Origin of the sequence: Acidovorax sp. JMULE5 (assembly GCF_013376875.1) — a bacterium.
In the GTDB taxonomy this organism is placed as follows: domain Bacteria; phylum Pseudomonadota; class Gammaproteobacteria; order Burkholderiales; family Burkholderiaceae_C; genus Acidovorax; species Acidovorax facilis.
Genome location: NZ_CP035951.1, coordinates 493,216 through 517,985 on the forward strand (window position 1 = coordinate 493,216; position 24,770 = coordinate 517,985).

The window sequence follows — 24,770 nt, forward strand, 5'->3', positions numbered from 1 at the left end:
TGTCAAAAAAAGGCCGCTAGCGCTCTCTGGTAAAGCGCTGGTAGCTACTAAAAAGAGAGCATTTTGTCGGGCGTGGCTCACGCGGACAGTTCGCGCAGTAGCTCGGTCTCGATCTCGATCTGGCGGGCGTTGTTCTGCAGCTCGGGGCCCTGGATCAGGAAGGTGTCTTCCACCCGCTCCCCCAAGGTGCTGACCTTGGCCAGTTGCACGCTCAGGTGGTGCTGCGCCAGGATACGGGCCACCAGGTAGAGCAGGCCCGCCCGGTCGCTGGCCGAGATGGCCAGCAGCCAGCGCTGGGCCTTTTCGTCGGGGCGCAGCGTGACGCGCGGCGCCACCGGAAAACTCTTGACCCGGCGCGAGACCCGCTTGCGGGCGGGTTCGGGCAGCGGGCCGCCGGCCTCGATCACACGCACCAGATCGCTTTCGACCATGTGGGTCAGCTCCCGGTAGTGCCCCGGCTGCGATGAGGCCACCACCTGGAAGGTGTCGAGGGCATAGCCGTTGTTCGCGGTGTGCACGCGGGCATCCAGGATGGAAAACCCCGCGCGGTCGAAATATCCGCAGATGCGCGCAAACAGATCGGCCTGGTCGGCCGCATACACCATCACCTGCAGCCCGTCACCCGCCAGCGACTGGCGCGCGCGCACCACAGGCTTTGCCGTGCCGACATGGCGCGACAGGTGGCGCGTGTGCCAGGCGATGTCGGCAGCCTCGTGCCGCATGAAATAGCTCACGTCCAGCGTGGCCCACAGGGCCTTGTGTGCCTCGAAGGGCAGGGCGCTCAGGGCCAGCAGCACCAGCGCCTCGCGCTTGCGGGCCTCGATTTCGGCGGCAGCGTCGGGCGCCCGGCCGCCCAGGGTGCGCAGCGTGGCGCGGTACAGGTCTTCCAGCAGTTTGCCCTTCCACGCATTCCACACCTTGGGACTGGTGCCACGGATGTCGGCCACGGTGAGCAGATACAGCGCGGTGAGATAGCGTTCGTTGCCCACGCGCTGCGCGAACGCGGCGATCACGTCGGGATCGCTCAGGTCTTCCTTTTGGGCGATGCGGCTCATCGACAGGTGTTCACTGACCAGGAATTCGACGAGTTTTGCGTCCTCGCGGGCGACGCCGTGTTGGCGGCAAAAGCGCCGGACTTCCACGGCGCCAATCTGCGAGTGGTCGCCGCCACGGCCTTTGCCGATGTCATGGAAGAGCGCGGCGATGTACAAAATCCAAGGCTTGTCCCACCCGCCCGCCAGTTGCGAGCAGAACGGATACTCATGCGCGTGCTCGGCCATGAAGAAGCGCCGCACATTGCGCAGCACCATCAGGATGTGCTGGTCCACCGTGTACACATGGAACAGGTCGTGCTGCATCTGCCCGACGATGCCGCGAAACGCCCACAGGTAGCGGCCCAGCACCGAGGTCTGGTTCATGAGCCGCATGGCGTGCGTGATGCCCGACGACTGCTGCAGGATGCGCATGAAGGCATCGCGGTTGGCTGGGTCGCGGCGGAAGGCGCCATCCATCACGCCGCGCGCGTTGTACAGCGCACGCAGGGTGCGGGCCGACAGGTCCTTGAGGCCTACGGTGGTCTGGTAGAGCAAAAAGGTTTCGAGGATGGCGTGGGGGTCGCGCGTATAGAGGTCGTCGCTGGCCACTTCGATGAGGCCGGCCTTCTCGAAGAACCGCTCGTTGATGGGGCGCGGCTCGTGCGTCGAGGGATTCAGGCGCTCTTCGATGTTGAGCAGCAGGATCTGGCTGAGCTGCGAGACCGCCTTGGCCGCCCAGTAGTAGCGCCGCATCAGGCTCTCGCTCGCGCGCATCGGCAGGCGCGATCCATCGGGCGCCTGCGAGCGGTAGCCGAACGACTCGGCCACTGCGGTCTGCAGGTCGAACACCAGCCGGTCTTCGTGCCGTCCGGCAGCGGCGTGCAGGCGCGCGCGGATGAGGCACAGCACGGCCTCGTTGCGTTCAATCTGGCGCACCTCAAAGGCTGTTGCCATGCCGCTGGCAGCCAGCTCCTTCCAGTTGCTGCCCAGCCCTGCGGCCTGGGACACCCACAAAATCATCTGCAGGTCGCGCAGACCGCCGGGGGATTCCTTGCAGTTGGGCTCTAGCGAGTAGGGCGTGTTTTCGTACTTGTTGTGCCGCTGGCGCATCTCCAGCGTCTTGGCCACCAAAAACGCCTGGGGGTTCATCTGCGCGCGGTACTGGCGCTGGAAGTCCTCGAACAGCCCTGCATTGCCGCACACCAGGCGTGATTCGAGCAGGGAGGTCTGCACGGTGACATCGCCCGCGCTTTCGGCCAGGCACTCGGCCACTGTGCGTACGCTGGAGCCAATCTCCAGCCCCGCATCCCAGCAGCTGCCGATGAAGCCTTCTAGCTGGGTGCGCAGTGCGCTGCCCGCCTCGGGCGCCGCACCGTCGGGCATCAGCAGCAGCACATCGACATCCGAATAGGGAAAGAGCTGGTCGCGCCCGAAACCGCCCACCGCCACCAGTGCCATGTCGGCGGGCAGCTCGGCGCGCTGCCACAGCGTCTGCAGCAGGTGGCCGGCCAGCGTGGAGAGCTTGCGCAGCAACACACGGATGCCGCGCGTGGAGGCCCCTGTGGCCTTCATGGCGGCTAACAGGGCGGCTTTGTCGCTGCGGTAGGCGTCCCGCAGGGCATGCACTTCCGGCAGGGCATGGATTTTGGTCATGGTCATCGAGGGTCGCGCTGAAGAAAGGCCATGCAAAAAACCATGCAAGAGTTGTGCACGCCGGCTGGCGATGGGCCGTCCGGCGCGCGGGTCAGGTCTTGGTCGCGGTCACAAACGCTGGCAGCGGGGGCGAGCCTGCCGACAGCGTCATCACTTCATACCCCGTCTCGGTGACCAGCACTGTGTGTTCCCACTGGGCCGACAGGCTGTGGTCCTTGGTCACGATGGTCCAGCCGTCGTTGCCAAAGTCCTTCACCTCGCGGCGGCCAGCGTTGATCATGGGCTCGATGGTGAACACCATGCCGGGCACCAGTTCTTCGAGCGTGCCGGGGCGGCCGTAGTGCAACACCTGGGGCTCTTCGTGGAATTTTTTGCCAATGCCATGGCCGCAGAACTCGCGCACGATGGAAAAGCCCTGGCCTTCGGCAAACTTCTGGATCGCGTGGCCGATGTCGCCCAGATGCGCGCCGGGCTTGACCTGCACGATGCCGTGCCACATGGCATCAAACGTGATGGCCGACAGCCGCTTGGCGGCGATCGAGCATTCGCCGATCAGGTACATGCGGCTGTTGTCGCCATACCAGCCGTCCTTGGTGATCACAGTCACGTCCACATTGACGATGTCACCCTTCTTCAAAGGCTTGTCGTTGGGGATGCCGTGGCACACCACATGGTTGACCGAGGTGCACAGCGAGGCCGGGTAGGGTGGATAACCCGGTGGCTGGTAGCCCACGGTGGCCGAGATGGTGCCCTGCTGGGCCATGCATTCGGCGCCCAGGCGGTCGATCTCTTTGGTGGTGATGCCGGGCTTGATGTGGGGGGCGATGTAGTCCAGTACTTCGGAGGCCAGACGGCAGGCCAGGCGCATGCCCTCGATGTCCTCAGCGCTTTTGATGGTGATGCTCATCCCCGGATTATCCCATTGGCCCCCGCGCCACGCAGGCGGTGCGGCCATGCCCGGTAAAATAGCGGGCTCCGGTCCTGGCTGCACGCTGGCGCCCGGAGCCACCCTCTACCCCTGACACCCCCCAACAGGCCGCTACCGTGACCTTGCACATGACCACGCTGGCGGGCGGCAACGCCCTCAGCTCCTTCCGCGCCCAGCAACTTCAACCCGCCCTGGAGGCGATCCACCCCAAGATCAGCGGCATTGCAGCGCGTTTTGTGCACCTGGTCGCTACCGACGCGGCCCCTACACCCACTGAGCAAGAACGTTTGGCCGCGCTGTTGACCTACGGCGACCCTTATGCGGGCCCCGAAGACGGCGCCGTGCTCATCGTCACGCCCCGCCTGGGCACGCTCTCGCCCTGGGCCTCCAAGGCCACCGACATCGCCCGCAACTGCGGCATCGCCATCCGCCGGGTCGAGCGCATCACTGAATACCGCATCAGCCTCAAATCCGGTCTGCTGGGCAAAACCCCTGAGCTGACGGCCGAGCAGCTGGGCCAGGTGGCCGCCTTGCTGCACGACCGCATGACCGAATCGGTGGTGGCCGACCGCAGCGCCGCCGCCGCGCTGTTCACCGAACTGCAGCCCGCGCCCATGGAGCATGTGGATGTGCTGGCCGGCGGCCGCGCTGCCCTGGAGGCCGCCAACACCCGCTTTGGCCTGGCGCTGGCTGACGATGAAATCGACTACCTTGTGACTGCCTTTACGGGCCTCGCGCGCAACCCCACCGACGTGGAGCTGATGATGTTCGCGCAGGCCAACAGCGAACACTGCCGCCACAAGATCTTCAACGCGCAGTTCACCATCGACGGCGTGGCGCAGGACAAGAGCCTGTTCGGCATGATCCGCAACACGCACCAGCTGGCGCCCCAGCACACGGTGATCGCGTATTCGGACAACGCCTCGGTGATGGAAGGTCACCAGGTCGAGCGTTTTGTGGCAAAAATGGGCTCTGGCGCTTATCCATCAAGCGCCAATAGCTATCAAAAGAGTAGCGTAACCCAGCATGTGCTAATGAAGGTGGAAACCCACAACCACCCCACGGCCATCTCGCCCTTCCCCGGCGCATCGACCGGCGCAGGCGGCGAGATCCGTGATGAAGGCGCCACCGGCCGGGGCTCCAAGCCCAAGGCGGGCCTCACGGGCTTCACGGTGTCCAAGCTCTGGGGCAGCACCGTGGGCAAGCCCGAGCACATTGCCAGCCCGTTGCAGATCATGGTCGAAGGCCCCCTGGGCGGCGCGGCGTTCAACAACGAGTTCGGCCGGCCCAACCTGAACGGCTACTTCCGTGAGTACGAGCAAGAAGTCGGCGGCGTGCAGCGCGGCTACCACAAGCCCATCATGATCGCGGGCGGTGTGGGCGTGATCGATGCCGAGCTGACGAAGAAGATTGAGTTTCCCGCCGGCTCGCTGCTGATCCAGCTGGGCGGCCCCGGCATGCGCATCGGCATGGGTGGCAGCGCCGCCAGCTCCATGGCCACCGGCACCAACGCGGCCGAGCTGGACTTTGACTCGGTGCAGCGCGGCAACCCCGAGATCGAGCGCCGTGCGCAAGAAGTCATCAACCACTGCTGGGCGCAGGGCGCGGCCAACCCGATCCTCGCCATCCACGACGTGGGTGCGGGTGGCTTGTCCAACGCCTTCCCCGAACTGACCAATGACGCAGGCCGGGGCGCGCGCTTTGACCTGCGTGCCGTGCAGCTCGAAGAGTCGGGCATGGCGCCCAAGGAAATCTGGAGCAACGAATCGCAAGAGCGCTACGTGCTGGCCATCGCGCCCGAGTCGCTGGAACAGTTCAAGGCCTTCTGCGAGCGCGAGCGCTGCCCGTTTGCCGTGATCGGCACGGCCACCGAAGAGCGCCAGCTGGTGCTGCACGACCCTGCTGCCACGGCCGCTGACCAAAAGCTGCCCGTGGACATGCCCATGAACGTGCTGCTGGGCAAGCCGCCCAAGATGCACCGCGATGTGAAGACCGTGGAGCGCCAGTTCGCACCGATGGACTTGACCGGCGTGCCGCTGCAAAAAGCCGTGATCGACGTGCTGGCCCACCCCACGGTAGCCTCCAAGCGCTTCCTCATCACCATTGGCGACCGCACGGTGGGTGGCCTCAGCCACCGCGACCAGATGGTCGGCCCGTGGCAAGTGCCCGTGGCCGATTGCGCCGTGACCCTGGCCGACTACAAGGGCTTTGCAGGCGAGGCCATGAGCATGGGCGAGCGCACGCCGCTGGCCGCCATCAACGCGCCGGCTTCAGGCCGCATGGCCGTGGCCGAGGCCATCACCAACTTGCTGGCCGCCCCCATCGAGCTGCCGCGCGTGAAGCTGTCGGCCAACTGGATGGCCGCGTGTGGCGAGCCCGGCGAAGACGCCGCGCTGTACGAAACCGTGAAGGCCGTGGGCATGGAGCTGTGCCCTGCGCTGGGCATCAGCATCCCCGTGGGCAAGGACAGCCTGTCCATGCGCACGCAGTGGAGCGAAGGTTCTGAGAAGAAGAAAGTCACCTCGCCCGTCAGCCTGATCGTGAGCGCATTTGCCTCGCTTGCCGACGTGCGCGGCACGCTCACGCCCCAGCTCAACGCTACCGAGACCGACACCACGCTGGTGCTGATCGACCTTGGCAAGGGCCAGAACCGCATGGGCGGCAGTATTCTGGGCCAGACGCTGGACCAATGCGGCGACGTAGTGCCCGATGTGGACGACCCGCAAGACTTGGTCAACCTCGTCAACGCCGTGAACGCACTGCGTGCCAAGGGCCAGATCCTGGCCTACCACGACCGCAGCGATGGCGGTCTGCTGGCGGCGGCAGCTGAAATGGCCTTTGCAGGGCACGTAGGCGTGGCGCTGAACGTGGATCTGCTCGTCACCGAAGGCGACGGCATCACCGACAGCCGCATGGACACGGGCGATGCGAAGAACTGGGCGGGCCAGGTGGGCGCGCGCCGTGAGGAGCTGACCCTCAAGGCGCTGTTCAACGAAGAGCTGGGCGTGTTGCTGCAGGTGCGCACCGCTGAGCGCAACGACGTGATGCAGACCCTGCGCGAGCATGGCCTGTCCAAGTTCAGCCACTTCGTTGGCAAGACGCGACCTGCGTCGTCTGAAATTGCCGCTGGCAAGGGCGAGCTGCAGGTCTGGCGCGATGCCAAGGCCGTGTTCAGCGCGCCACTGGCCGACCTGCATCAGGTGTGGGACGCCGTGAGCTGGAAGATTTGCCAGCAGCGCGACAACCCCGCCAACGCCGATGCCGAGCACGCCGCAGCGGGCGAGCCCACCGACCCCGGCATGCACGTGCACCTCACGTTCGACGCCACTGACAACGTGGCGGCGCCTTACCTGAACCTCGCCAAACCCAAGGTCGCAATCCTGCGCGAGCAGGGTGTGAACTCGCACATCGAGATGGCCTACACATTCACGGAAGCAGGCTTTGAGGCCTACGACGTGCACATGACCGACCTGCAGACTGGCCGCGTCAAGCTCGAAGACTTCAAGGGCGTGGTGGCCTGCGGCGGCTTCAGCTATGGCGACACGCTGGGCGCGGGCATCGGCTGGGCGCGGTCCATCACCTTCAACCCCGTGCTGGCCGCGCAGTTCCAGGGCTTCTTTGGCCGCACCGATACGTTTGGCCTGGGCGTCTGCAATGGCTGCCAGATGTTTGCCGAGCTGGCCGATATCATCCCCGGCGCGCAGGACTGGCCACGCTTCACCACCAACCAGAGCGAGCGTTTCGAAGCTCGCCTGTCGCTGGTGGAAGTGCTCGAATCACCCAGCCTGTTCCTGCAGGGCATGGCCGGCAGCCGACTGCCGATTGCTGTGGCGCATGGCGAGGGTTATGCCAACTTCAAGTACCGGGGCAACGCCGACAAGGCCATTGCCGCCATGCGTTACGTGGACAACCACGGGCGCGCGACGGAGCAGTACCCCTTCAACCCCAATGGCAGCGCAGGCGGCCTGACGGCGGTGACCACGGCCGACGGCCGCTTCACGGCCATGATGCCGCACCCCGAGCGCGTGTTCCGCAACGTGCAGATGAGCTGGACGAGTGAAGACAAGGCGCAGTACAGCGGCTGGATGCGCATTTGGCGCAACGCGCGCAAGTGGGTAAGCTGATCCTGCGCTGATCCTGCGCTGATCCTCTGCACCGCTGCGGCGGTTGTTGCCAAAAGGCTGGCCCCTCATGGGGTCGGCCTTTTGTTCGTGGAGCCAACCATTGAGAAATGTGTGCGGCGCGGGTGAAAGGCGGCAAGCCAAGGGCTGCTCCGCAACGAGAGCCTGGCCCCCTCGGGTGAGGGTGCTCCCGGCGGCTCAGGGGCTTATCCCATCTTGCGTTGGTAGATCAGCAGGCGGCCCTTGTAGGCGGGGCGGTCTTCCAGGGCCGGGTGGTCCAGGCGCTCTTCCACCACCTCAAACCGGTGCACTGCCATCTGCTTGTGGAAGGTAGAGCGATTGCCCCGGTTCGGGTCCACAATCCAGATCTGCGCGCCCTGGCCGGCGTGGCGGTCCAGAAAACTGGCCAGCGAGGCGCGGGCGTCGCGTTCATACAGCACATCGCTGCCCATGATGAGGTCGAACTGACCTTGCACCGCGCCGGTTCCCGCGGCGGCGTCCGCGCCCCACTGGCCCGTGCGGTATTTGAGAGGCGGCAGGCCGTTCAGCCGCAGGTTCTCCAGCAGAAACGTTGGTGCCAGCGGATGGCAGTCGCTGGCGGTCACATCCATGCCGCGCCGGTGGCACACCAGGCTTGCCAGGCCCAGCCCACAGCCAATCTCCAGCACGCGCTCGCCGGTCAGCAAAGGGCGGCTGGCCATGCGTTGTGCCAGCTGTGCCCCCGAGGGCCAAAGCAGGCCGAACAGGGGCCACGCGGCCGACGATATGCCTAGCGCCTCGGCGGCTCCCAGTGGGTCAGAGAACTGTTGCCTGTCGAGCAATGATCGAATGATCAGGTCGGCTGCGCCAGTGATGGCGATGTCTTCGTGTTTGGTGAGGTAGCCGGGCATGGCTTGGGCATGAAGCCCGAATGAGAGCACATGCTCCAGGACCCCAGAGGTGATGGGTGAGGGCGCGAGTATGCGCTTTGTGCGGGGGCGGCATTCGCGCCGCCCATCGCTGGGCGGAGCAAGGGGCGGCACGCGGGGGAAACAGGTCGCACAAGGGCCGCCCAGGCCGAGGGGGCTGTGCCGCGCGGCGCCGTTGGCCCGGGCGTTGCTATAGTCCGGCGCACGCATGGCGGCATGCCCGCCGATTTTGTACAGACTTATTTCAAGGATTCCCCATGGCCACTGGCAGCTTGCTTGCCCTGTTGGACGATATCGCCACCATCCTCGACGACGTGGCCCTCATGACCAAGGTGGCGGCCAAGAAGAGCGCTGCCATGGCCGATGACGTGTCGGTCATGACCAAGGTGGCCGCCCAGAAGACGGCGGGTGTGCTGGGGGATGACCTGGCACTCAATGCCCAGCAGGTCACTGGGGTGCGGGCCGAGCGCGAAATCCCTGTGGTGTGGGCAGTGGCCAAGGGCTCGATGATCAACAAGGTCATCCTGGTGCCTGCCGCGCTGCTGATCAGCGCGTTTGCGCCCTGGGCGGTCACGCCTTTGTTGATGGTGGGGGGCGCCTTTTTGTGTTTTGAGGGCTTTGAAAAAGTGGCGCACAAGCTGCTGCATGCCCAGCATCAGGATGAGGCCGAGCACGAAAGCCATGCCAAGGCCAATGCGAACCCGGCGGTGGACCTGGTAGCCTTTGAAAAGGACAAGATCAAGGGTGCAGTGCGCACCGACTTCATCCTGTCGGCCGAAATCATTGCGATCACGCTGGGCACCGTGGCCTCTGCGCCTTTTGTTCAGCAGTTGACCGTGCTGTCGGGCATTGCGGTCATCATGACCATCGGTGTGTATGGCCTGGTGGCGGGCATCGTCAAGCTCGATGACCTGGGCCTGTGGCTCACCAACAAGGCCAGCAGCGCAGCCCGTGCCTTGGGGGCGGGCATCCTGCGCGCTGCACCCTGGCTCATGAAGGGCCTGTCCATTGCTGGCACGGCGGCGATGTTTCTGGTGGGCGGCGGCATCCTGGTGCATGGCGTTCCGGTACTGCACCATGCTGTAGAGGGCGCAGCTGCCGCAGCAGGCCAATGGCCGACGGGCGGGTTGTGGAAGGTGGTGGTGGAGAACCTGCTCAACGCGGTGGTGGGCATCGTGGCCGGGGGGCTGGTGCTGGCGGGTGTCACGCTGGTGCAGCGCCTGCGCGGCAAGTCCACAGCGTGAGAATGGGTATGCCTTGATCTAGGTCTAAGGGTTAGTACGGAGGTCTTGAGATAGGGCAAGGTCGGCGGGGGGATGCAGCGGTTCAATACATGCACGGGGGTCGTCCCCGTCCAACCGATGCGAAATCACCATGAAAAAAACTCTGCTGGCTGTAGCCGCTCTGTGTGTTCTGTCTTCTGGCGCTGCGCTGGCGCAACAAGCAGAAGGCCCCTGGATGGTCCGCGCGCGCGTTGTCAACCTTGACAGCGCCAACAAGGACAGCACGCCGCTGGGCCTGACGGTCAACGACAAGACCATCCCTGAAGTAGACATCACCTACTTCTTCAACAAGAACATCGCCGCCGAGTTGATCCTCACCGTCCCCCAGAAGCACACCCTGCGTGCGGGCGGCGCTGCCATTGGCACGCTCAAGCATCTGCCTCCCACACTCACTGTGCAATACCACTTTGACGTAGCCGGCTTTAAGCCCTACGTGGGTGCGGGCCTGAACTACACGCGCTTCTCCGGAGTGCACCTGCCCGCTGGTGTGGACATTGACCGCAACAGCTTTGGCCCCGCCTTGCAAGCCGGTGTGGACATTCCGCTGTCCAAGAACCTGTACCTGAATTTCGACGTGAAGAAGGTCTACATCAAGACCGACGTGAGCGCAGGCGGTGCCAAACTGGGCACCTTCAAGGTGGACCCCGTTCTGGTGGGCGTGGGTCTGGGCTGGCGCTTCTAGTGTGGTGTTGCAGGCTTGACGGCACATTTAAAACCGATAGATTTTTGGTCAGGGCAAGGCGCAAACCACAGCGATACCAGTAGGTATCGCGAGGATTTGCAACGCAGCCCTGGCCGAAAAGATGCGGTTTTAAGTGCCGGATAGCGTGCAACACCACACGAGGGAGGCTGGGGTCAAGGTTGGCCCTGCATTCCTGGCAGCAAGAGTTCTCCAAGGTTAAAAGGGCTGGCGCCTGCGCCAGCCCTTTTTTTGTGGGTGCGGAAATGGCCTACACACAGCTGCAGGCGAGGCGACGCACAATGGCGTGAGGGAGCGTGTGGGGCGTGCCGCCGTGCGTGCGCCCCAGGTGCCTCTGCTTTTTGACCACCCGGCGGCGCTGCCGCACCCAACGTCTCATTGACCCATGCTCCTGCCTCGCTACTCCGACATCACGCACGGGCTGACCCAGCGGCCCGCACGCATCTCCCCCAAGTATTTTTACGACCAGCACGGCTCGCAGCTGTTTGAGGCCATCACGCGCCTGCCGGAGTACTACCCCACGCGCACCGAGATGGCACTGATGCAGACGCATGCGGACAGCATTGCAGGCACGGTGGGCCCGGGGCGTACCCTCATCGAACTGGGCGCAGGCAACTGCCAGAAGGCCCGCACCCTGTGCCGCCTGGTGCAGCCGGCGTGTTTTGTGGGCGTGGACATTTCAGCGGATTTTCTGGAACAGGCGGTGCAGGGGCTGCGCGACGATTTCCCCGCACTGGATGCCCGCGCACTGGCGGGCGACATGACCATGGGGGTGGCACTGCCGGACGACATTCCCCGCACCGGTCGGCTTGTGTTCTACCCGGGCTCTTCCATCGGCAACTTCGACCCCCCGCACGCCTTGGAGCTGCTGGGCCACATGCGCGAGCTTGTGGATGACGATGGCGGCCTGCTCATCGGCATCGATCTGCCCAAGGACGTGGCAGTTTTGGAGGCGGCCTACGACGATGCAGCGGGCGTGACGGCCGAGTTCAATCGCAACGTGCTGCGCCACGTGAACCGCCTGATCGGCAGCGACTTTGATGTGGCGCAGTGGCAGCACCGTGCGTTCTTTAACCCCGATGCGTCGCGCATTGAAATGCACCTGGAGGCAGCGTCCGATACCGAGGTGTGCTGGCCCGGCGGCGGCCGCAGGTTTGAGCAGGGCGAGCGCATTCACACCGAAAACAGCTACAAATACCCCTTGCCCGTGTTCACCGACATGCTGGCCCGCGCTGGTTTTGCACAGGCCCAGGCGTGGACGGACGAACGCGGCTGGTTTGCGGTGGTGCACGCGCGTCCTTGATCGGTGGCCGCAATGACCATGACTTCCAACACACTGCAGTCCCGCTACACCGCCGTGCGCGGCCGCTCGGTGGCACTGGCCGTGCCCCTGTCGCCCGAGGACTGCAGCGCGCAGTCCATGCCGGACGCCAGCCCCACCAAATGGCACTTGGCGCACACAACCTGGTTTTTTGAAACCTTCGTGCTCGAAGCGCACGAACCCGGATTTGTGCCGTTTGCACCTGCGTTCCGGGTGCTTTTCAACTCTTACTACAACGGTGTGGGGGCCAAGCACCCGCGCCCGCAGAGGGGGCTGCTTACGCGCCCCGCGCTCAATGAGGTGCTGGCCTACCGGGCCGATGTGGATGCCCGCATGGCGCGCCTGTTGTCGACCGTAGCGCACGATGCCTCGCTGTGTGCTCTGATCGAGTTGGGCTTACAGCACGAGCAGCAGCATCAGGAGTTGATGCTCACCGACATACAGCACCTGCTGTCGTGCAACCCGCTGTTCCCTGTCTATGCGGCGGCTTGCGATGTGGTGCCACCGCCCGTGGCTGCAACTTTGACGTGGCATTCTTTCGACGGAGGGCTCATCGAAATCGGCCATAAAGGCGAAGGCTTTGCGTTTGACAACGAAGGCCCACGCCATCGCACGTACCTGCACCCTTACGCACTGGCCTCGCGCCTTGTTACCCAGGCTGAATTTGCGGCCTTTGTGGAGGGCGGGGGCTACCAGAACCCCATGCTCTGGCTGGCGGAAGGTTGGGATTGGCGGGCAGCACAGGGTCTGAATCACCCGCTGTACTGGCACCGCGTGGAGGGGGCGTGGCATCACTTCACGCTCTCGGGGCTGCAGCCATTGCAGGGATCGCAGCCTGTGGTGCACCTCTCGTACTACGAGGCTGATGCTTACGCGCGCTGGGCGGGAGCCCGCCTGCCCACCGAGGCCGAATGGGAGCACGCGGCCGCGCAGGATGCCGACCCCATGGCGCAGCTCTTTGGCGTCGCCTGGCAATGGACACAGTCGAGCTACGCCCCATACCCCGGCTTTCAGGTGGCGGCAGGTGCGGTGGGCGAATACAACGGCAAGTTCATGGTGAATCAGTACGTGCTGCGGGGCTCGTCCTGCGCTACGCCACCGGGGCATGAGCGGCTGACCTACCGCAACTTCTTCCCGGCCACCGCGCGCTGGCAGTTCACGGGCATTCGGCTGGCGCGCGACCTGGGTTGATACGGGGCTCTGCCGTCCCGAAGGCTGCTGTAGACAGCGGCGAACCACACGTTTTTGGTGGGGTAGGGCTCTCCTACAATCGCGCTCGCTCGCCCTGCCGGCGCAGCCACGGCGCGCCGTGCCTACCAACCCCTTTTGACCCGTGAGACTCCCATGACCGCTTTGCGAACCTTGTCCCTGTTGTGCCTGAGCGTTGCGCTGGGCGCGTGCAGCCAGATCGATACCGGCAATGTGGGCGTGGAACGCACACTGGGCAAGGTGGGGCAGGAGGCCCTGCCGCCAGGGCTGTACTTCACGCTGTTCAAAACGGTGGACGAATTCACCGCCAAGGAGGTGAGCTTCTCGCTGGAGAACCTCACCCCCAAGAGCCGCGACAACCTGACCATGCAGGACGTGGACATCGACATCTATTTCAAGACCACGCCGGCCTCCATCCCTACGCTGTTCGTCAAATACCAGGGCGATGTGGTGCAGCACAGACAAGTGGTCAAAGACGGCACGGCGGACCTGCTGGTGGCCTACAGCCGCGTGCAGCGCGAAGCCCGTGAAGCCATCTACAAGGCCATTGCCCAGATGGATGCGACCACCATGCACACCAAGCGCGCAGAGCTGGCAGAAAGCGTGCGCACCACCTTGCAGGCCGAGCTGGACGCCACGGACAAAGGCGCCTTCACTGTCACCGCCGTGAATGTTCGCAACATGCTGACGGACAAGGCCATCGAATCCGCCATCCGCCAGCGCGCCGAGACGGACCAGGCGATCGAGAAAAAGCGCAAGGAGATCGACCTGGCCAAGGCCGAGGCAGAGCGCCTGATCGTGCAGGCCGAAGGCGAGGCACGGGCCAACCAGATCATCAGCGCATCGCTCACGCCCGCGCTCAAGGAAATCCGGCTGGCCGAGATCCAGCGCGACACCGCCCTGGCCATTGCCAGCAAGCAGGGCAACACGGTGCTGATGGGCGGCGGTGCTGCACCACTGGTCAGCGTGGGCCGGTGAACCAGGGCGCCAAGCGGTGCCACTGTGGGTTGATTTGCTATTTAAATAATAGCTAATAGCGCTTTCCGGTCAAGCGCTGGAGGCTAAAAACACTTGAAATTTTGAGTGGCCACGCGCCTTCAGCGCATGGCCACTCGCAGTTCACACCTTGTCGAGCGCCTGGGCCAGGTCGGCCTGCAGGTCATCGATGTGCTCGATGCCCACCGACAAGCGCACCATGCCCTCGCTCACGCCGGCCTTGGCCAGCTCCTCGGGGTTGAGCTGGCGGTGGGTGGTCGATGCGGGGTGCGTGGCGAGGGACTTCGCATCGCCGATGTTGACCAGGCGTGTGAAGAGCTGCAGCGCATCCAGAAAGCGTGCACCGGCCGCACGTGGGTCGGCGTCGCTGTTCTTCACGCCAAAGCTCAAAATGCCCGAGGCCTTGCCACCCGACTGGCGCTGCACCAGCGCGTGGTCCGGGTGGTCGGGCAGCCCGGCGTAGCGCACCCATTCCACCTTGGGGTGGCTTTGCAGGTATTGGGCAATGGCCAGCGTGTTGTCGCAAATGCGGTCCATGCGCAGCGCCAGCGTTTCAATACCTTGCAGGATCAGGAACGCGTTGAGCGGTGCCAGCGTTGCGCCCATGTTGCGCAGCGGCACCACGCGTGCGCGGCCGATGAAGGCGGCGGGGCCCAGCGCTTCGGTGTAGACCACGCCGTGGTAGCTCACATCGGGCTCGTTCAGGCGCGGGAAGCGCGCCTTGTGCTCTGCCCATGGGAACTTGCCGCTGTCCACAATCGCGCCGCCCACGCTGTTGCCGTGGCCGCCCAGGTACTTGGTGAGCGAGTGCACCACGATGTCGGCGCCATGCTCGATGGGGCGCAGCAGGTAGGGGCTGGGCACCGTGTTGTCCACGATCAGCGGCACGCCGTGGTCGTGCGCCACCTTGGCCAGCGCGGCGATGTCGGTCACGTTGCCCAGCGGGTTGCCGATGGACTCGATGAAGATCGCCTTGGTGCGCGCGTCGATGTGCTGCGCAAAGCTGGCCGGGTCGCGCGGGTCGGCAAAGCGCGTGGTGATGCCCTGCTGCGGCAGCGTGTGGGCAAACAGGTTGTAGGTGCCGCCATAGAGCGTGCTGGCCGAGACAATGTTGTCGCCCGCCTCGGCAATGGTCTGGATGGCATAGGTGATGGCCGCCATGCCCGAGGCCACGGCCAGCGCAGCGATGCCGCCTTCCAGCGCCGCGACGCGCTTTTCGAGCACGTCGGTGGTGGGGTTCATGATGCGGGTGTAGATGTTGCCCGGCACCTTCAGGTCGAACAGGTCCGCGCCGTGCTGGGCGCTGTCAAACGCGTAGGCCACTGTCTGGTAGATGGGCACGGCCACGGCCTTGGTGGTGGGGTCGGGGCTGTAGCCAGCGTGGACGGCCAGGGTTTCGATTTGCATGGGTGCTGTCTCTTTCGTTGGTTGGAAGGGAGGGGTACATCGGGGGCAGTGTTCGCTCAATGAGCTTGCTGGTTCGACAGCGCGGGCCATTCTGGCACCTGCGGCGCGCCAAGTCATCGAATCGTTGGCTATGTGCTTATGGCTTTCGGCCTCTCTGCGTGAGCAGGTTTAGGGACGCTGAATCTGGGGGGCGGGTGGCGGAGCAAGCGCTCCCAGGCGGTTTGTGAAGCACGTCGGTATGCAGACTGGTCGTGCTTTTGTGCTCTGCAACAAACATCACATTTCCACACATTTATAAAACAAATCGGTAACTATGATCCGCCTGCCTTTGCCTATCGAGTAGAGGCATCGCTCATCGTTCGCGCAAGAAATCTGCGGTGGCCACAGACCAACCCAATTTCGACTCCCTGCGCACGGTGCACAGATAAAACGAGAGAGGGTCTCCATGCGTGTCGCGGCTGCCAGCCGCGCAACCACTGCGTTTTCGCAGTGGTTGTGCTGTGCTTTTGTCTTTTTGTTTTCTTGTTCTGTGTGGGCCAGCGACGCTGCTGGCGTGTCGTGGCTGCAGGCCCAAGTTCAGGCCAATGGCAGCCTTGCTCAGGAGGGGACATCCATAGCATGGCCCTTGCAAAGCCGGTCTGAAACAGCCACAACACTCAAAGCGCTGGCAGGGTCGGTTGCACCGCAGTTGCTGGATGCTATCGAGTCCGCAAGCGATAACACTGTGGAGGTATTGGCCAGGAAGGCCCTGGCCAAGCAGTTGTCCGCTGTTTCGACCGCCCATCTGGCTGCGCTGGTGCTCCACCAGAACCCCGACGGCGGGTTTGGTGCTGCGAAAGGCTACGCCAGCAATGCGCAAGACACTGCATGGGCGCTGTCGGCACTGACTGCTTCGGCGAGCGTCTATGGTGGCCAGGCGGGCCAGGCTGTGACTTGGCTCCTTGGCGCGCAGCAATCGGGTGGGCAATGGAGCCTGGCACCTGATGGTGATGCCCTCATCCCCACAGCACTGGCGATTCAGGCGCTTCAGCCTTACCGACAGACTTCTGCCGTCGCCTCGGCACTCAGCAAAGCCCGCTCCTGGATGCTGGCCGAGCGCAACGGTGCGACCGCCTGGGGCAGTTCTGTGCGCAGTGCACATGCGCTGATCGCGGTGCTGCCCGGCATGACCAACGCTGCCACCGTGCAGGTTGCTGTGGACGCGCTGCGAGCATCTCAGCGCCCTGACGGAAGCTGGGATGCAGACCCTTACACCACAGCCCTGGCCCTGCGCGCTTCCGTGGCTGCAAGCCAGCCTGTGACGGACCCTGACTTGGCCAGTCTCCGAGGGGCTTTGGTCAGTGACGCTACGGGCCTGCCATTGGCGGGGGTGCAAGTGCGTCTGACCAGCAGCGCCCTATCCAGCATCACTGATGCCCAGGGGCGTTTCGAGTTTCTGCAATTGGCGGCTGGAACCCACAAGTTGGCTGTGGATGCTACCGGCTTCCTTTCGCTCTCTGCAGACCTCGGGTTGCTCAAGGGCCAGCAGCTGGATCTGGGCACCATCCGCCTCAAGGCGCTCACCGTGGGCAACGGGAGCACAGTCACCATTGCAGGTGTTGCCAAGTTCACCAATGACGGGGTGAGTTACCAAAACGCTACGAACGCCACCATTTCGGTCGGCAACTGGACCACGCAGACCAACGCCAGTGGGGAGTACCTCCTGGAGGGTGTTGCGCCAGGTGCGGTGGACATCAAGGCAAGTTATTCGTCCTATCAAGCTGTGGAAGTCAGTTTCAGTGGCGTGGCGGGGCAACAGGTCCGTTTCGACCCTGTCTTCCGTCGCAGCACGGCGCAAAGCACGCTGAAGGTGGTTGTCACCAGCCAGGGAACAGGCGCAGCGATTGCCATGGCCAGCGTGTCACTCAATGGCTTGGTTCGCAACACCAATGCCAAAGGCGAAGCCGCTTTTGATGCTGGTGTGATAGCGGGCGACAACACCGTCACGGTGTCTGCCAGTGGGTTTGATACCCGCATCCTCACCATGAACGTGCAAGGCCATCACACCATCACGCTGCCTGTGACGTTGACAGCGCAAAGCACGCCCCCCAGTCAAACGCTGCTGCAAGGCATCGTGTCGGATGCCGCCACACGGCTGCCCCTGCAAGGTGTCACTGTGGCCGTGGATGGAACAGGCCGCACAGCCACCACAGATGCTACCGGGCGCTACTCCATTGGCGGTGTGCCGGACATCGCTGGCTCGCGCACCGTGTCCATGCAGAAGACGGGCTATCAGCGGTTCGAGCAAGCCATCACGCTGGTGCAAAACGGTACGCACCAGTTTGACGTGCCATTGCATCCCAGCATCGATCCTCAGCAACCCATTTCTATCCAGGCCACCGTTACGGATAAAGCCACCCTCCAGTCCATCGCGGGTGCAACGCTCACCCTTTCGGGCAGCAACCCGCATGTAGTCCAGACCAATGCGCAAGGTGTGGCGGAAATTTCCGGCTTGAATGCGGGAGCCACGCAGGTCCAGGTGTCTGCCCAAGGCTATGACAACGTGGCTTTTGCCGTGGATCTGGCTGCGGGCACACGCTATGTGCTGCCAGTGGAACTCACACCGAAGGTGCTAGGACAGGACCGTATCCACGGAGTGGTGCTGGATGCCCAGAGCCAACGCCCGCTGGCCGGGGCCAAGGTGGTTCTGGCTGGCGTCAGCTTGCTGGAGACCACATCAGGCGCCGATGGTCGATATGAGTTTGCCAACATCACCCCAGGCCGCTGGAACCTGGCCGCAAACGCTCCAGGCTATCAAGGCAGCAGTAGTGGGTTTGACATAGCCACGAGCACCGTCATCAACCTGCCGCTGAGGCCAGATTTGGGCCTGGATGCCAACAACACGCTGCGCGCTGTGGCAGTGGGGCATCCAAACTATCCGACGACTTCGGCGGGACCTGTGGGTTATCTTTTCATCTTTGGTGAACAGGGCACCACAGGCCAGGTTCTGAGTAACGACGGCGCAATCAACTACAGCTTTGTCATCGGCGCCAGTGGCGTGGCAGAACTCATGGTGCCCAACGACCAGTTTCTGCACGAAGCGGGCAAGGTGGTGGACAAAGCCTTGCAGGTGTATGCCAGCAAAGGTGTCAGCGCGTATTTCTTGAACCGCGAGATGTACACCACGGACATGTCGTATCTGCTTGATGCCACGGCTTTGGGGCAGGAGTACCGCATCGTCGATTGGAACTACGCTTACAGCGTGATCCAGTTTTCGCTGACGGCGGTGGAGGACGGCACGATAGCCACCATCACGCCAGCCAGCAGCCTGACGACGGGTCAACCTGCCAATGTGCCTTTTGACGTGACCCTGCAAAAAGGCCAGTCTGTGATTTACACCGCCTACTCCGGTAATGAAATCACGGGCACCCACATACAGACCAACAAACCCGTGGCCGTCTTCGCAGGAGGGCAATGCGCCAACGTGCCTGTCAACGCCGGGTACTGTGACCATTTGTTCACCCAGTTGCCACCGGTGAAACACTGGTCTGCGGAATACGTGGCGCCCAAAACTGCTAACACGGGCGCTGCGGGCAACCTTGTCCGCATTGTGGCCAACACCGCTGCTACCCAAGTGCGGGTGAATGGAGCCCTGGTGGCCACTCTCAACGCTGGGGAGTTTCATCAGGTGACTGATGCAGAGAGCCTCCACATCGTTGCCTCTGCGCCCGTGCTGGTGGGGCAGTTCCTGAAGGGGTCCACGATCACCACCGGAGGGGTGCTGGGTGACCCCGCATTCACTTATGTGGGTGGCATCGACCAGACCCTCTCTGACTACGTTTTCACGGCGCCGACCAATCTGTCGCCTTACAAAGAAAACTACCTGAACGTAGCGATTCAGACCTCTGCGCTGAACACCCTCCAGCTCAACGGTGTTGCGGTGAACGTTTCGGGCTTCACGCCCTTGGGTACCAGTGGCTACAGCGTGGGCCATGTCGCGATCCCCACCGGCCCCGGGCGCATCAAGGCAGCCAAGCCGTTTCTGGCCACCATCGCAGGTTTCAGCCAAGACGACAGCTATCTGACCATCATCGGTGCCAAGTACTCGGCGGGTGCATCACCCGACGATATCGTGGCGCGTGTCAGTGCCAGCACCGACAAGCCTTCATACCCTGCAGACGCAGCAGTAGAGTTGGGAGCCTCAGTGCTCAACCTTGGCACGACACCAGCAGTGTTGTCGCTGGTGCTGCGCATCAACGACGCCACTGGGGTGGAGGTTGCCCGATTTGCGGCGCACGACCTGGGTGCAGTGGCTGCGGGCGCAACGGTGCCCCATGCACAGCCCTGGAATACCGCGCGCTACCCCGCTGGTACCTACACGCTGGTTGCCACGCTCCTGAACGCCCAGAGTGACGTGGTGGATGTGGGCAGCACCCTGTTCACCATCATTGCCGACGCCGCGCAAGGCGCTGGCAAGGCCGCACTGACCGTGGCAGTGGACAGGGCCGAATACGCACCCAACGACCGCGTGCGCATTAGCAACCTGGCCCGCAACCTCACGGTGAATGCGCCGGTGGACAACGCACGTGTACGCATCACCGTGCGCAACCCGCAGAACGCTGTGGTCTACACCCACGTCCACGTGCTGGGCCAGTTGCAGGCCAACGGCCTTCGGTCCACAGACACCCAACAAACGCTCAAGACGGCGATGGAGGGCACCTACACGGTAGAGGCCGTGCTCATCGGCAGCGGCAACAACCTCAAGGCAGCAACCACGCCGCCCACAAGCCAGGCCAAGGCCTATGACGTAGATGTGAGCCTGGCAACGGCCACCGCCACCTTTGTGGTGCGGGCCAACGCACCAGGCGGGCCTGGCAACCCCGGCGGCCCTGGTACGCCCGGCGTGGCCAACCCCATCCCTGTCAACCAGCCGTGGTTCCTGTGGCTCATTGGCGTGCTGCTTGCGGCCGCAGCTGCGCAGCCCCTGCGGGCTGGCGCCCGCCCATCCAGCCAGGCGCGCCAGCGCGGAGGTCTGCAATGAAGTCGTTGCAACACCCCGCTGTCACCGCGATCACCCCCCATTTGAGAGAGAAAGTCCCCATGCGCCCACCGCAGGCCCCCGAGCACGAGCACGCCCGCAGCCAACCCACTCAGCCAACCCTGCAGCACCGCCCGGTCGGCTGGTTCAAGCGCACGGTCGTGTGGCTGCTCACCGCATCGGTGCTCAACACCGTGGGGCTGCCCCTGGTGCACGCGCAAATGGCGCAGCGCAACCAACTGGCTGCGCAGCAGCGCATGAAAAGCGGCGCGCCCTCCGAGCAATATGCCGACACCCTGGAGCAGTTGTTCAACGCGCTCAACCCGGAATCCGGCCGCCCCGGCATTGCGCCCAATTTCAGCGACGTAGCGTCCAGCCTGCCCGCCGTGCAAACCCTGGACCGCCAAGCCCAGGCGCTGCAGCAAGAATGGCAAACCCTGCGCAACACCTGGCAAACCGCAGGTGTGGAAGGCAGCGTGCTGGACCGCCAGCTTGCCCAGGAAGCCGTCTTTCTGGACAAACACGAACAGTTGGTCAAGCGCATAGAGGCCGTGCAGGCAGGCGGTAGCGGCCAAGCTGCAGCCCTGCAGGTGCTCAAAGAGTTTGTGGACGCAGAAGCCCCCCGCAAAACCCACCTGCCCGTCAACCTGAACAAGCTGCCCTGGCAGGCAGAACGTGCCCGCCCCCACGCGCCCATACAGGTGGAAACCCCAGAGGCAGAGCAGCCCGCAGCCGCCGCCAAGGCCGCTACCGTGCAGGGCACCACCAAAGCCGCCAGCGCCCCCAGTGCAGCCGACCTGGCCCCCACGCTCGACGCCCCCCACACCGACGCCATCAAATCCCTGGCCCAAACCCTGGGCCATAACCCCCACAAGATCTACCAGTGGGTGCACGACAACATCTACTACGTGCCCACGCAAGGCAGCGTACAAGGCGCGCAAGACACGCTGGACAAAAAATCCGGCAACGCCGTGGACACCGCCAGCCTGCTGATTGCCCTGCTGCGCGCCAGCAACATCCCCGCGCGGTACGTCACCGGCACCGTAGACATCCCCACCGCCCAGGCCCTCAACTGGGTGGGCGGCGCGCAGACCGTAGACGCAGCCCAACAAATCTGGGGCCAAGGCGGGGTCAGCAACGTTGCCCTGGTCTCGGGCGCGCAAACCAAAGCCTTGCGCATCGAACACACCTGGGTCGAAGCCCTCATCCAATACCAACCGGGCCGAGGCACCCGCCACACCCCCGGCCAAAGCACCCCCGACACCTGGGTGCCCCTGGACGGCAGCTACAAGCAATACACCTTTAAAGAAGGCATGGACTTGGCCAACGCCGTCCCCCTGGACGCCCAGGCCCTGCTGAGCGCAGCCCAGCAAGGCGCAGAAACCAACCCGGCCGAAGGCTGGGTGAGAAACCTCAACACCACCGCCCTGCAAAGCCAGCTGAGCAGCTACCAGGCCCGCCTTAAAACCTACATCGACAGCCAAAACGCCGGGCAAAGCACCGTAGGCGACGTCCTGGGCACCCGGCAAGCCACCATCGACCCCTTGCCCTACCTGGCAGGCACCTTGCCCTACACCGTCAAAACTCGCAGCCAAACCCACAGCGACCTGCCTGCCAGCAGCAAAGCGCAGTTCAAATACGAAATCTACGCAGATGCCCGCTCCGCAGCCTGGGGCGACAGCCCCCTGCTGAGCTGGAAAACCCCCACCGCCGCCATCGCCGGTAAAAAGATCACCCTCGCTTGGGTGGCAGCCAGCGCAGCGGATGAGGCCGCCATAGCAGCCCTCATCCCCAAGCCCGCCCCCGGCCAACAGCTAGACCCCAGCCAACTGCCCAGGGGGCTATCGAGCAGCATCAACCTCAAGCCCCAAATCTCGGTAGACGGCACCGTCGTAGCCACAGGCCCCGGCATGCGCGCAGGCACCGAACCCGTGGGCCAGGGCGGCTTCACCCGCTACGGAAGCCAGGACTGGGACGAAACCCAAGACCAGCTCATTGCAGGCCAGCAAACGGCCCTGGGGCTAAGCATCCAAGGCATCAGCCAAGCCCAGCTCAGCACCCTCAAAACCAGAATGGAGCAAACCAAGGCCAAGCTCCAACAAGCCCAAGCTGCCCCAGAAAGCCAACGCGCCACCATCCTGCAAGGCCTGACAGGAGACCACCTCACCGGAGACCTGCTCACCGCCACCCTGTGGGGATACTTCGCGGCCCTGCAAAGCCACGGATCAATAGCCAGCGCCCAAGCGCAAATGATCGACCGCCCAGCGCTCAGCTACGGCCTGTTCCACGCGCAGGTCAGGCCCAACAAGCTGTACGGCATCGTCACCACGGGCATCACCTTCCAAGGGCTGAACATGGACATCGGGCACCTGCGGCATGCCCGGTGGGTGAAGAACGACGACCCCCAGGCAGCCATCAACGCCAAACCCGAACTGACCAGCAACGGCAAAACTGCAGCGCAAAACCGGTGGATTGCGTACAACAAGCTGCGGGGGCAATACAGCAGCGCCATGGAGCACGCGGTGCCAGAACAGTTCTGGGTGGACAAAAGCCAATGCCGGTACACGGACGAACAAGGGCAAATTCAAAACCCCACCAAAGCAGACTGCGCGCAAGCAGTCTCAGCCGTCAAAGCCATAGCCATTGCCCAGGCGGAAGGCCAGCGGATCTACACCATCAACCAGAGCAACGCAGCCACGGCATTGCCCAAACTGCCGGTGGGCGGCACAGTGGGGCAGGAGATTCAATCGGCCATCCAGGCGGGCAAGGAAGTGACCTTCCATGAGCGCGGAATCAACGCGCATGGGTTCTCGGGAACGGGGTACATCATTACCGACCCGGAGACGGGCGCGGGGGCCTACATGATCGAGGGGAAGGGGAATGGGGGGAATCTTCTATTTGAGCCGGATGGACTCAAAGTAATGAGGTTCTTTAGTATCGGTGCGCCACCAACGACAGTTGATCCCTTGGCTTTGAATGCAACTTATGCGTTTGGTGTTGTTGCTGTTTACTCTGCCATCAGCACAGTGTCGGAAATTTGGGACTGCTACCAAGATGTGATCAAAGAAGTCGCATTAACCATAGTTCTGGTCTTGGCTGTTGCGGCTATTGCTGCGGCGTTGACCGGTGGGGCGGGCTTGGCAGGAGGAGTGGCCGCTGCGCTGGCAATATTAAGCACTAATGCATCGGCAGCGTCGGGCCGTCCAAAATGCGCTCCTCCTAAAGTTCGACTGCAATTTCAGTCAAGTCCTCGGTGTAATACAAACGGTGGAACAACCTTTGACACGCAGAGTCATGTTATTGAGGGTGAGCCGGCTGTTGGTGTAACAGTAGAGGAAGCAGAAAAGGGTTTTGCCTTGATGTTGGCAAATAAACATGCTTGGATTCCGAATAAGTTTGATTTGCAACTGGCGGCCAACGTCGCAACAACAGTTTCGAAGTTGAGAAGGCTTAAACCACATGGGGTTGGGCCAATAGGTAATATACCGAGTGTTTCAACGCAGGAAATGTATAAAGGAATATGTTATAGGGTTGATGTGGAAAGCTTTGTTGGGCAAAATTTCAAGGAATAGTTAATGTCCCGTGTTGATTTTTATCTGAAAAAATTGAAAAGTGCCAAGGCGCATATTCGTGATGCTGCTGCACTTGATTTGTGCAGGATGATTATTTTGAATGACTGTGAGGATGGTGAAGTGGAGGTTGCAGTAGCCGGGATTAAGATGGCATTCTCAGGGCTTAGTGTGGAATCTCGTGGAATGGCTGCGGATGTCTTGATGAAAAACATGGCGGAGGATGAAGTCCATAATTTTTTATGGACTGAGCTTGGTTATTCTTATCGGAAGCTTCAATCTGGGCACGCATATCTTGAAAAGATCTTGTATATGATTTGTCAGAGTGAGTTGGGTGATGTGGATCAAATGGGGGATTACTTCGATATTGATAAACAATTTAAGCTTGCCTTTGATTTGTTGAAATCTGTGGATTCTGGGACGTTGAAGTAGTAGGGTGAAGCTTTGTTGCACAAACCCAGTGGCGCGCGAACTGGTAGCTTGGGGGCATGAGTGAACCCAGAAAGCCAAAGACCCGCTACAGGAGCACCAACTGGACTGCGTACAACGCCGCGTTCCAAGGCCTGACGATCTGGCTGGACAAAGACATGCAGCGGTATCACTTCCTCGTTGAAACCCCTCTAT

The 24,770-nt window shown here is 63.1% G+C and carries 13 protein-coding genes and 1 pseudogene; 10 read left to right on the plus strand and 4 right to left on the minus strand.

Annotation, left to right across the window (positions count from 1 at the left end):
• Positions 1–77 precede the first annotated feature (77 nt).
• Entirely contained in the window at positions 78–2,687 is a 2,610-nt protein-coding gene (locus tag EXV95_RS02385) for a [protein-PII] uridylyltransferase (protein ID WP_255484890.1), read from the minus strand.
• Between the two features lie 91 nt (positions 2,688–2,778).
• On the minus strand, positions 2,779–3,594 hold the full coding sequence (gene map / locus EXV95_RS02390) for a type I methionyl aminopeptidase (protein WP_055393799.1): 816 nt from the start codon (positions 3,592–3,594) through the stop codon (positions 2,779–2,781).
• A 137-nt stretch (positions 3,595–3,731) separates the two neighbouring features.
• On the opposite strand from map, the gene purL reads away from it, so the two are divergent.
• Positions 3,732–7,739 carry a phosphoribosylformylglycinamidine synthase gene (gene purL, locus EXV95_RS02395; protein WP_176885676.1) on the plus strand — a complete coding sequence of 1,336 codons (4,008 nt, stop codon included), beginning with the start codon at positions 3,732–3,734 and terminating at the stop codon, positions 7,737–7,739.
• 203 nt (positions 7,740–7,942) lie between these two features.
• Here the strand turns inward: purL and EXV95_RS02400 are convergent, their stop codons facing one another.
• Entirely contained in the window at positions 7,943–8,626 is a 684-nt protein-coding gene (locus EXV95_RS02400) for a methyltransferase (protein WP_121419814.1), read from the minus strand.
• A 275-nt stretch (positions 8,627–8,901) separates the two neighbouring features.
• Between EXV95_RS02400 and EXV95_RS02405 the strand changes: the two genes are divergently transcribed.
• The 5 genes from EXV95_RS02405 to EXV95_RS02425 all read left to right on the plus strand — a co-directional run bounded on the left by EXV95_RS02405 (position 8,902) and on the right by EXV95_RS02425 (position 14,135).
• Positions 8,902–9,888, plus strand: a complete 987-nt coding sequence (locus tag EXV95_RS02405) for a DUF808 domain-containing protein (protein WP_176885677.1) — start codon at positions 8,902–8,904, stop codon at positions 9,886–9,888.
• A 130-nt stretch (positions 9,889–10,018) separates the two neighbouring features.
• Positions 10,019–10,609: an OmpW family protein gene (locus EXV95_RS02410; RefSeq protein WP_055393808.1), complete on the plus strand. Its 591-nt coding sequence runs from the start codon at positions 10,019–10,021 to the stop codon at positions 10,607–10,609.
• A 403-nt stretch (positions 10,610–11,012) separates the two neighbouring features.
• Complete coding sequence (egtD, locus tag EXV95_RS02415; RefSeq protein WP_176885678.1) at positions 11,013–11,930, plus strand: L-histidine N(alpha)-methyltransferase; 918 nt, start codon at positions 11,013–11,015, stop codon at positions 11,928–11,930.
• 18 nt (positions 11,931–11,948) lie between these two features.
• Positions 11,949–13,139 (plus strand): ergothioneine biosynthesis protein EgtB, encoded by a 1,191-nt coding sequence (gene egtB, locus EXV95_RS02420; RefSeq protein WP_370460171.1) that lies wholly within the window; start codon positions 11,949–11,951, stop codon positions 13,137–13,139.
• Between the two features lie 153 nt (positions 13,140–13,292).
• On the plus strand, positions 13,293–14,135 hold the full coding sequence (locus tag EXV95_RS02425) for an SPFH domain-containing protein (protein WP_055393814.1): 843 nt from the start codon (positions 13,293–13,295) through the stop codon (positions 14,133–14,135).
• A gap of 141 nt (positions 14,136–14,276) precedes the next feature.
• Here EXV95_RS02425 and EXV95_RS02430 read toward each other — a convergent pair whose 3' ends face one another.
• Entirely contained in the window at positions 14,277–15,560 is a 1,284-nt protein-coding gene (locus tag EXV95_RS02430) for an O-acetylhomoserine aminocarboxypropyltransferase/cysteine synthase family protein (RefSeq protein WP_176885680.1), read from the minus strand.
• A 760-nt stretch (positions 15,561–16,320) separates the two neighbouring features.
• On the opposite strand from EXV95_RS02430, the gene EXV95_RS02435 reads away from it, so the two are divergent.
• From EXV95_RS02435 to EXV95_RS02450, 4 genes and pseudogenes are all read left to right on the plus strand, one after another.
• Positions 16,321–20,580, plus strand: a complete 4,260-nt coding sequence (locus EXV95_RS02435; protein ID WP_176885681.1) for a carboxypeptidase regulatory-like domain-containing protein — start codon at positions 16,321–16,323, stop codon at positions 20,578–20,580.
• Positions 20,581–20,639: 59 nt separating this feature from the next.
• Entirely contained in the window at positions 20,640–24,149 is a 3,510-nt protein-coding gene (locus EXV95_RS02440) for a transglutaminase family protein (RefSeq protein WP_176885682.1), read from the plus strand.
• A 3-nt stretch (positions 24,150–24,152) separates the two neighbouring features.
• The gene (locus EXV95_RS02445; protein ID WP_176885683.1) at positions 24,153–24,578 is read left to right on the plus strand and encodes a hypothetical protein; all 426 of its coding nucleotides are present in this window, start codon (positions 24,153–24,155) and stop codon (positions 24,576–24,578) included.
• A gap of 56 nt (positions 24,579–24,634) precedes the next feature.
• Positions 24,635–24,739: pseudogene (locus EXV95_RS02450) on the plus strand (IS5/IS1182 family transposase); the annotation flags it as partial.
• Positions 24,740–24,770 lie beyond the last annotated feature (31 nt).

Bases quoted from the DNA above. Each gene is read 5' to 3' on its own strand.
- EXV95_RS02385 (WP_255484890.1), bottom strand. From the start codon at position 2,687: ATGACCAAAATCCATGCCCTGCCGGAAGTGCATGCCCTGCGGGACGCC.
- map (WP_055393799.1), bottom strand. From the start codon at position 3,594: ATGAGCATCACCATCAAAAGCGCTGAGGACATCGAGGGCATGCGCCTG.
- EXV95_RS02400 (WP_121419814.1), bottom strand. From the start codon at position 8,626: ATGCCCGGCTACCTCACCAAACACGAAGACATCGCCATCACTGGCGCA.
- EXV95_RS02405 (WP_176885677.1), top strand. From the start codon at position 8,902: ATGGCCACTGGCAGCTTGCTTGCCCTGTTGGACGATATCGCCACCATC.
- EXV95_RS02410 (WP_055393808.1), top strand. From the start codon at position 10,019: ATGAAAAAAACTCTGCTGGCTGTAGCCGCTCTGTGTGTTCTGTCTTCT.
- egtD (WP_176885678.1), top strand. From the start codon at position 11,013: ATGCTCCTGCCTCGCTACTCCGACATCACGCACGGGCTGACCCAGCGG.
- egtB (WP_370460171.1), top strand. From the start codon at position 11,949: ATGACTTCCAACACACTGCAGTCCCGCTACACCGCCGTGCGCGGCCGC.
- EXV95_RS02425 (WP_055393814.1), top strand. From the start codon at position 13,293: ATGACCGCTTTGCGAACCTTGTCCCTGTTGTGCCTGAGCGTTGCGCTG.
- EXV95_RS02430 (WP_176885680.1), bottom strand. From the start codon at position 15,560: ATGCAAATCGAAACCCTGGCCGTCCACGCTGGCTACAGCCCCGACCCC.
- EXV95_RS02440 (WP_176885682.1), top strand. From the start codon at position 20,640: ATGCGCCCACCGCAGGCCCCCGAGCACGAGCACGCCCGCAGCCAACCC.
- EXV95_RS02445 (WP_176885683.1), top strand. From the start codon at position 24,153: ATGTCCCGTGTTGATTTTTATCTGAAAAAATTGAAAAGTGCCAAGGCG.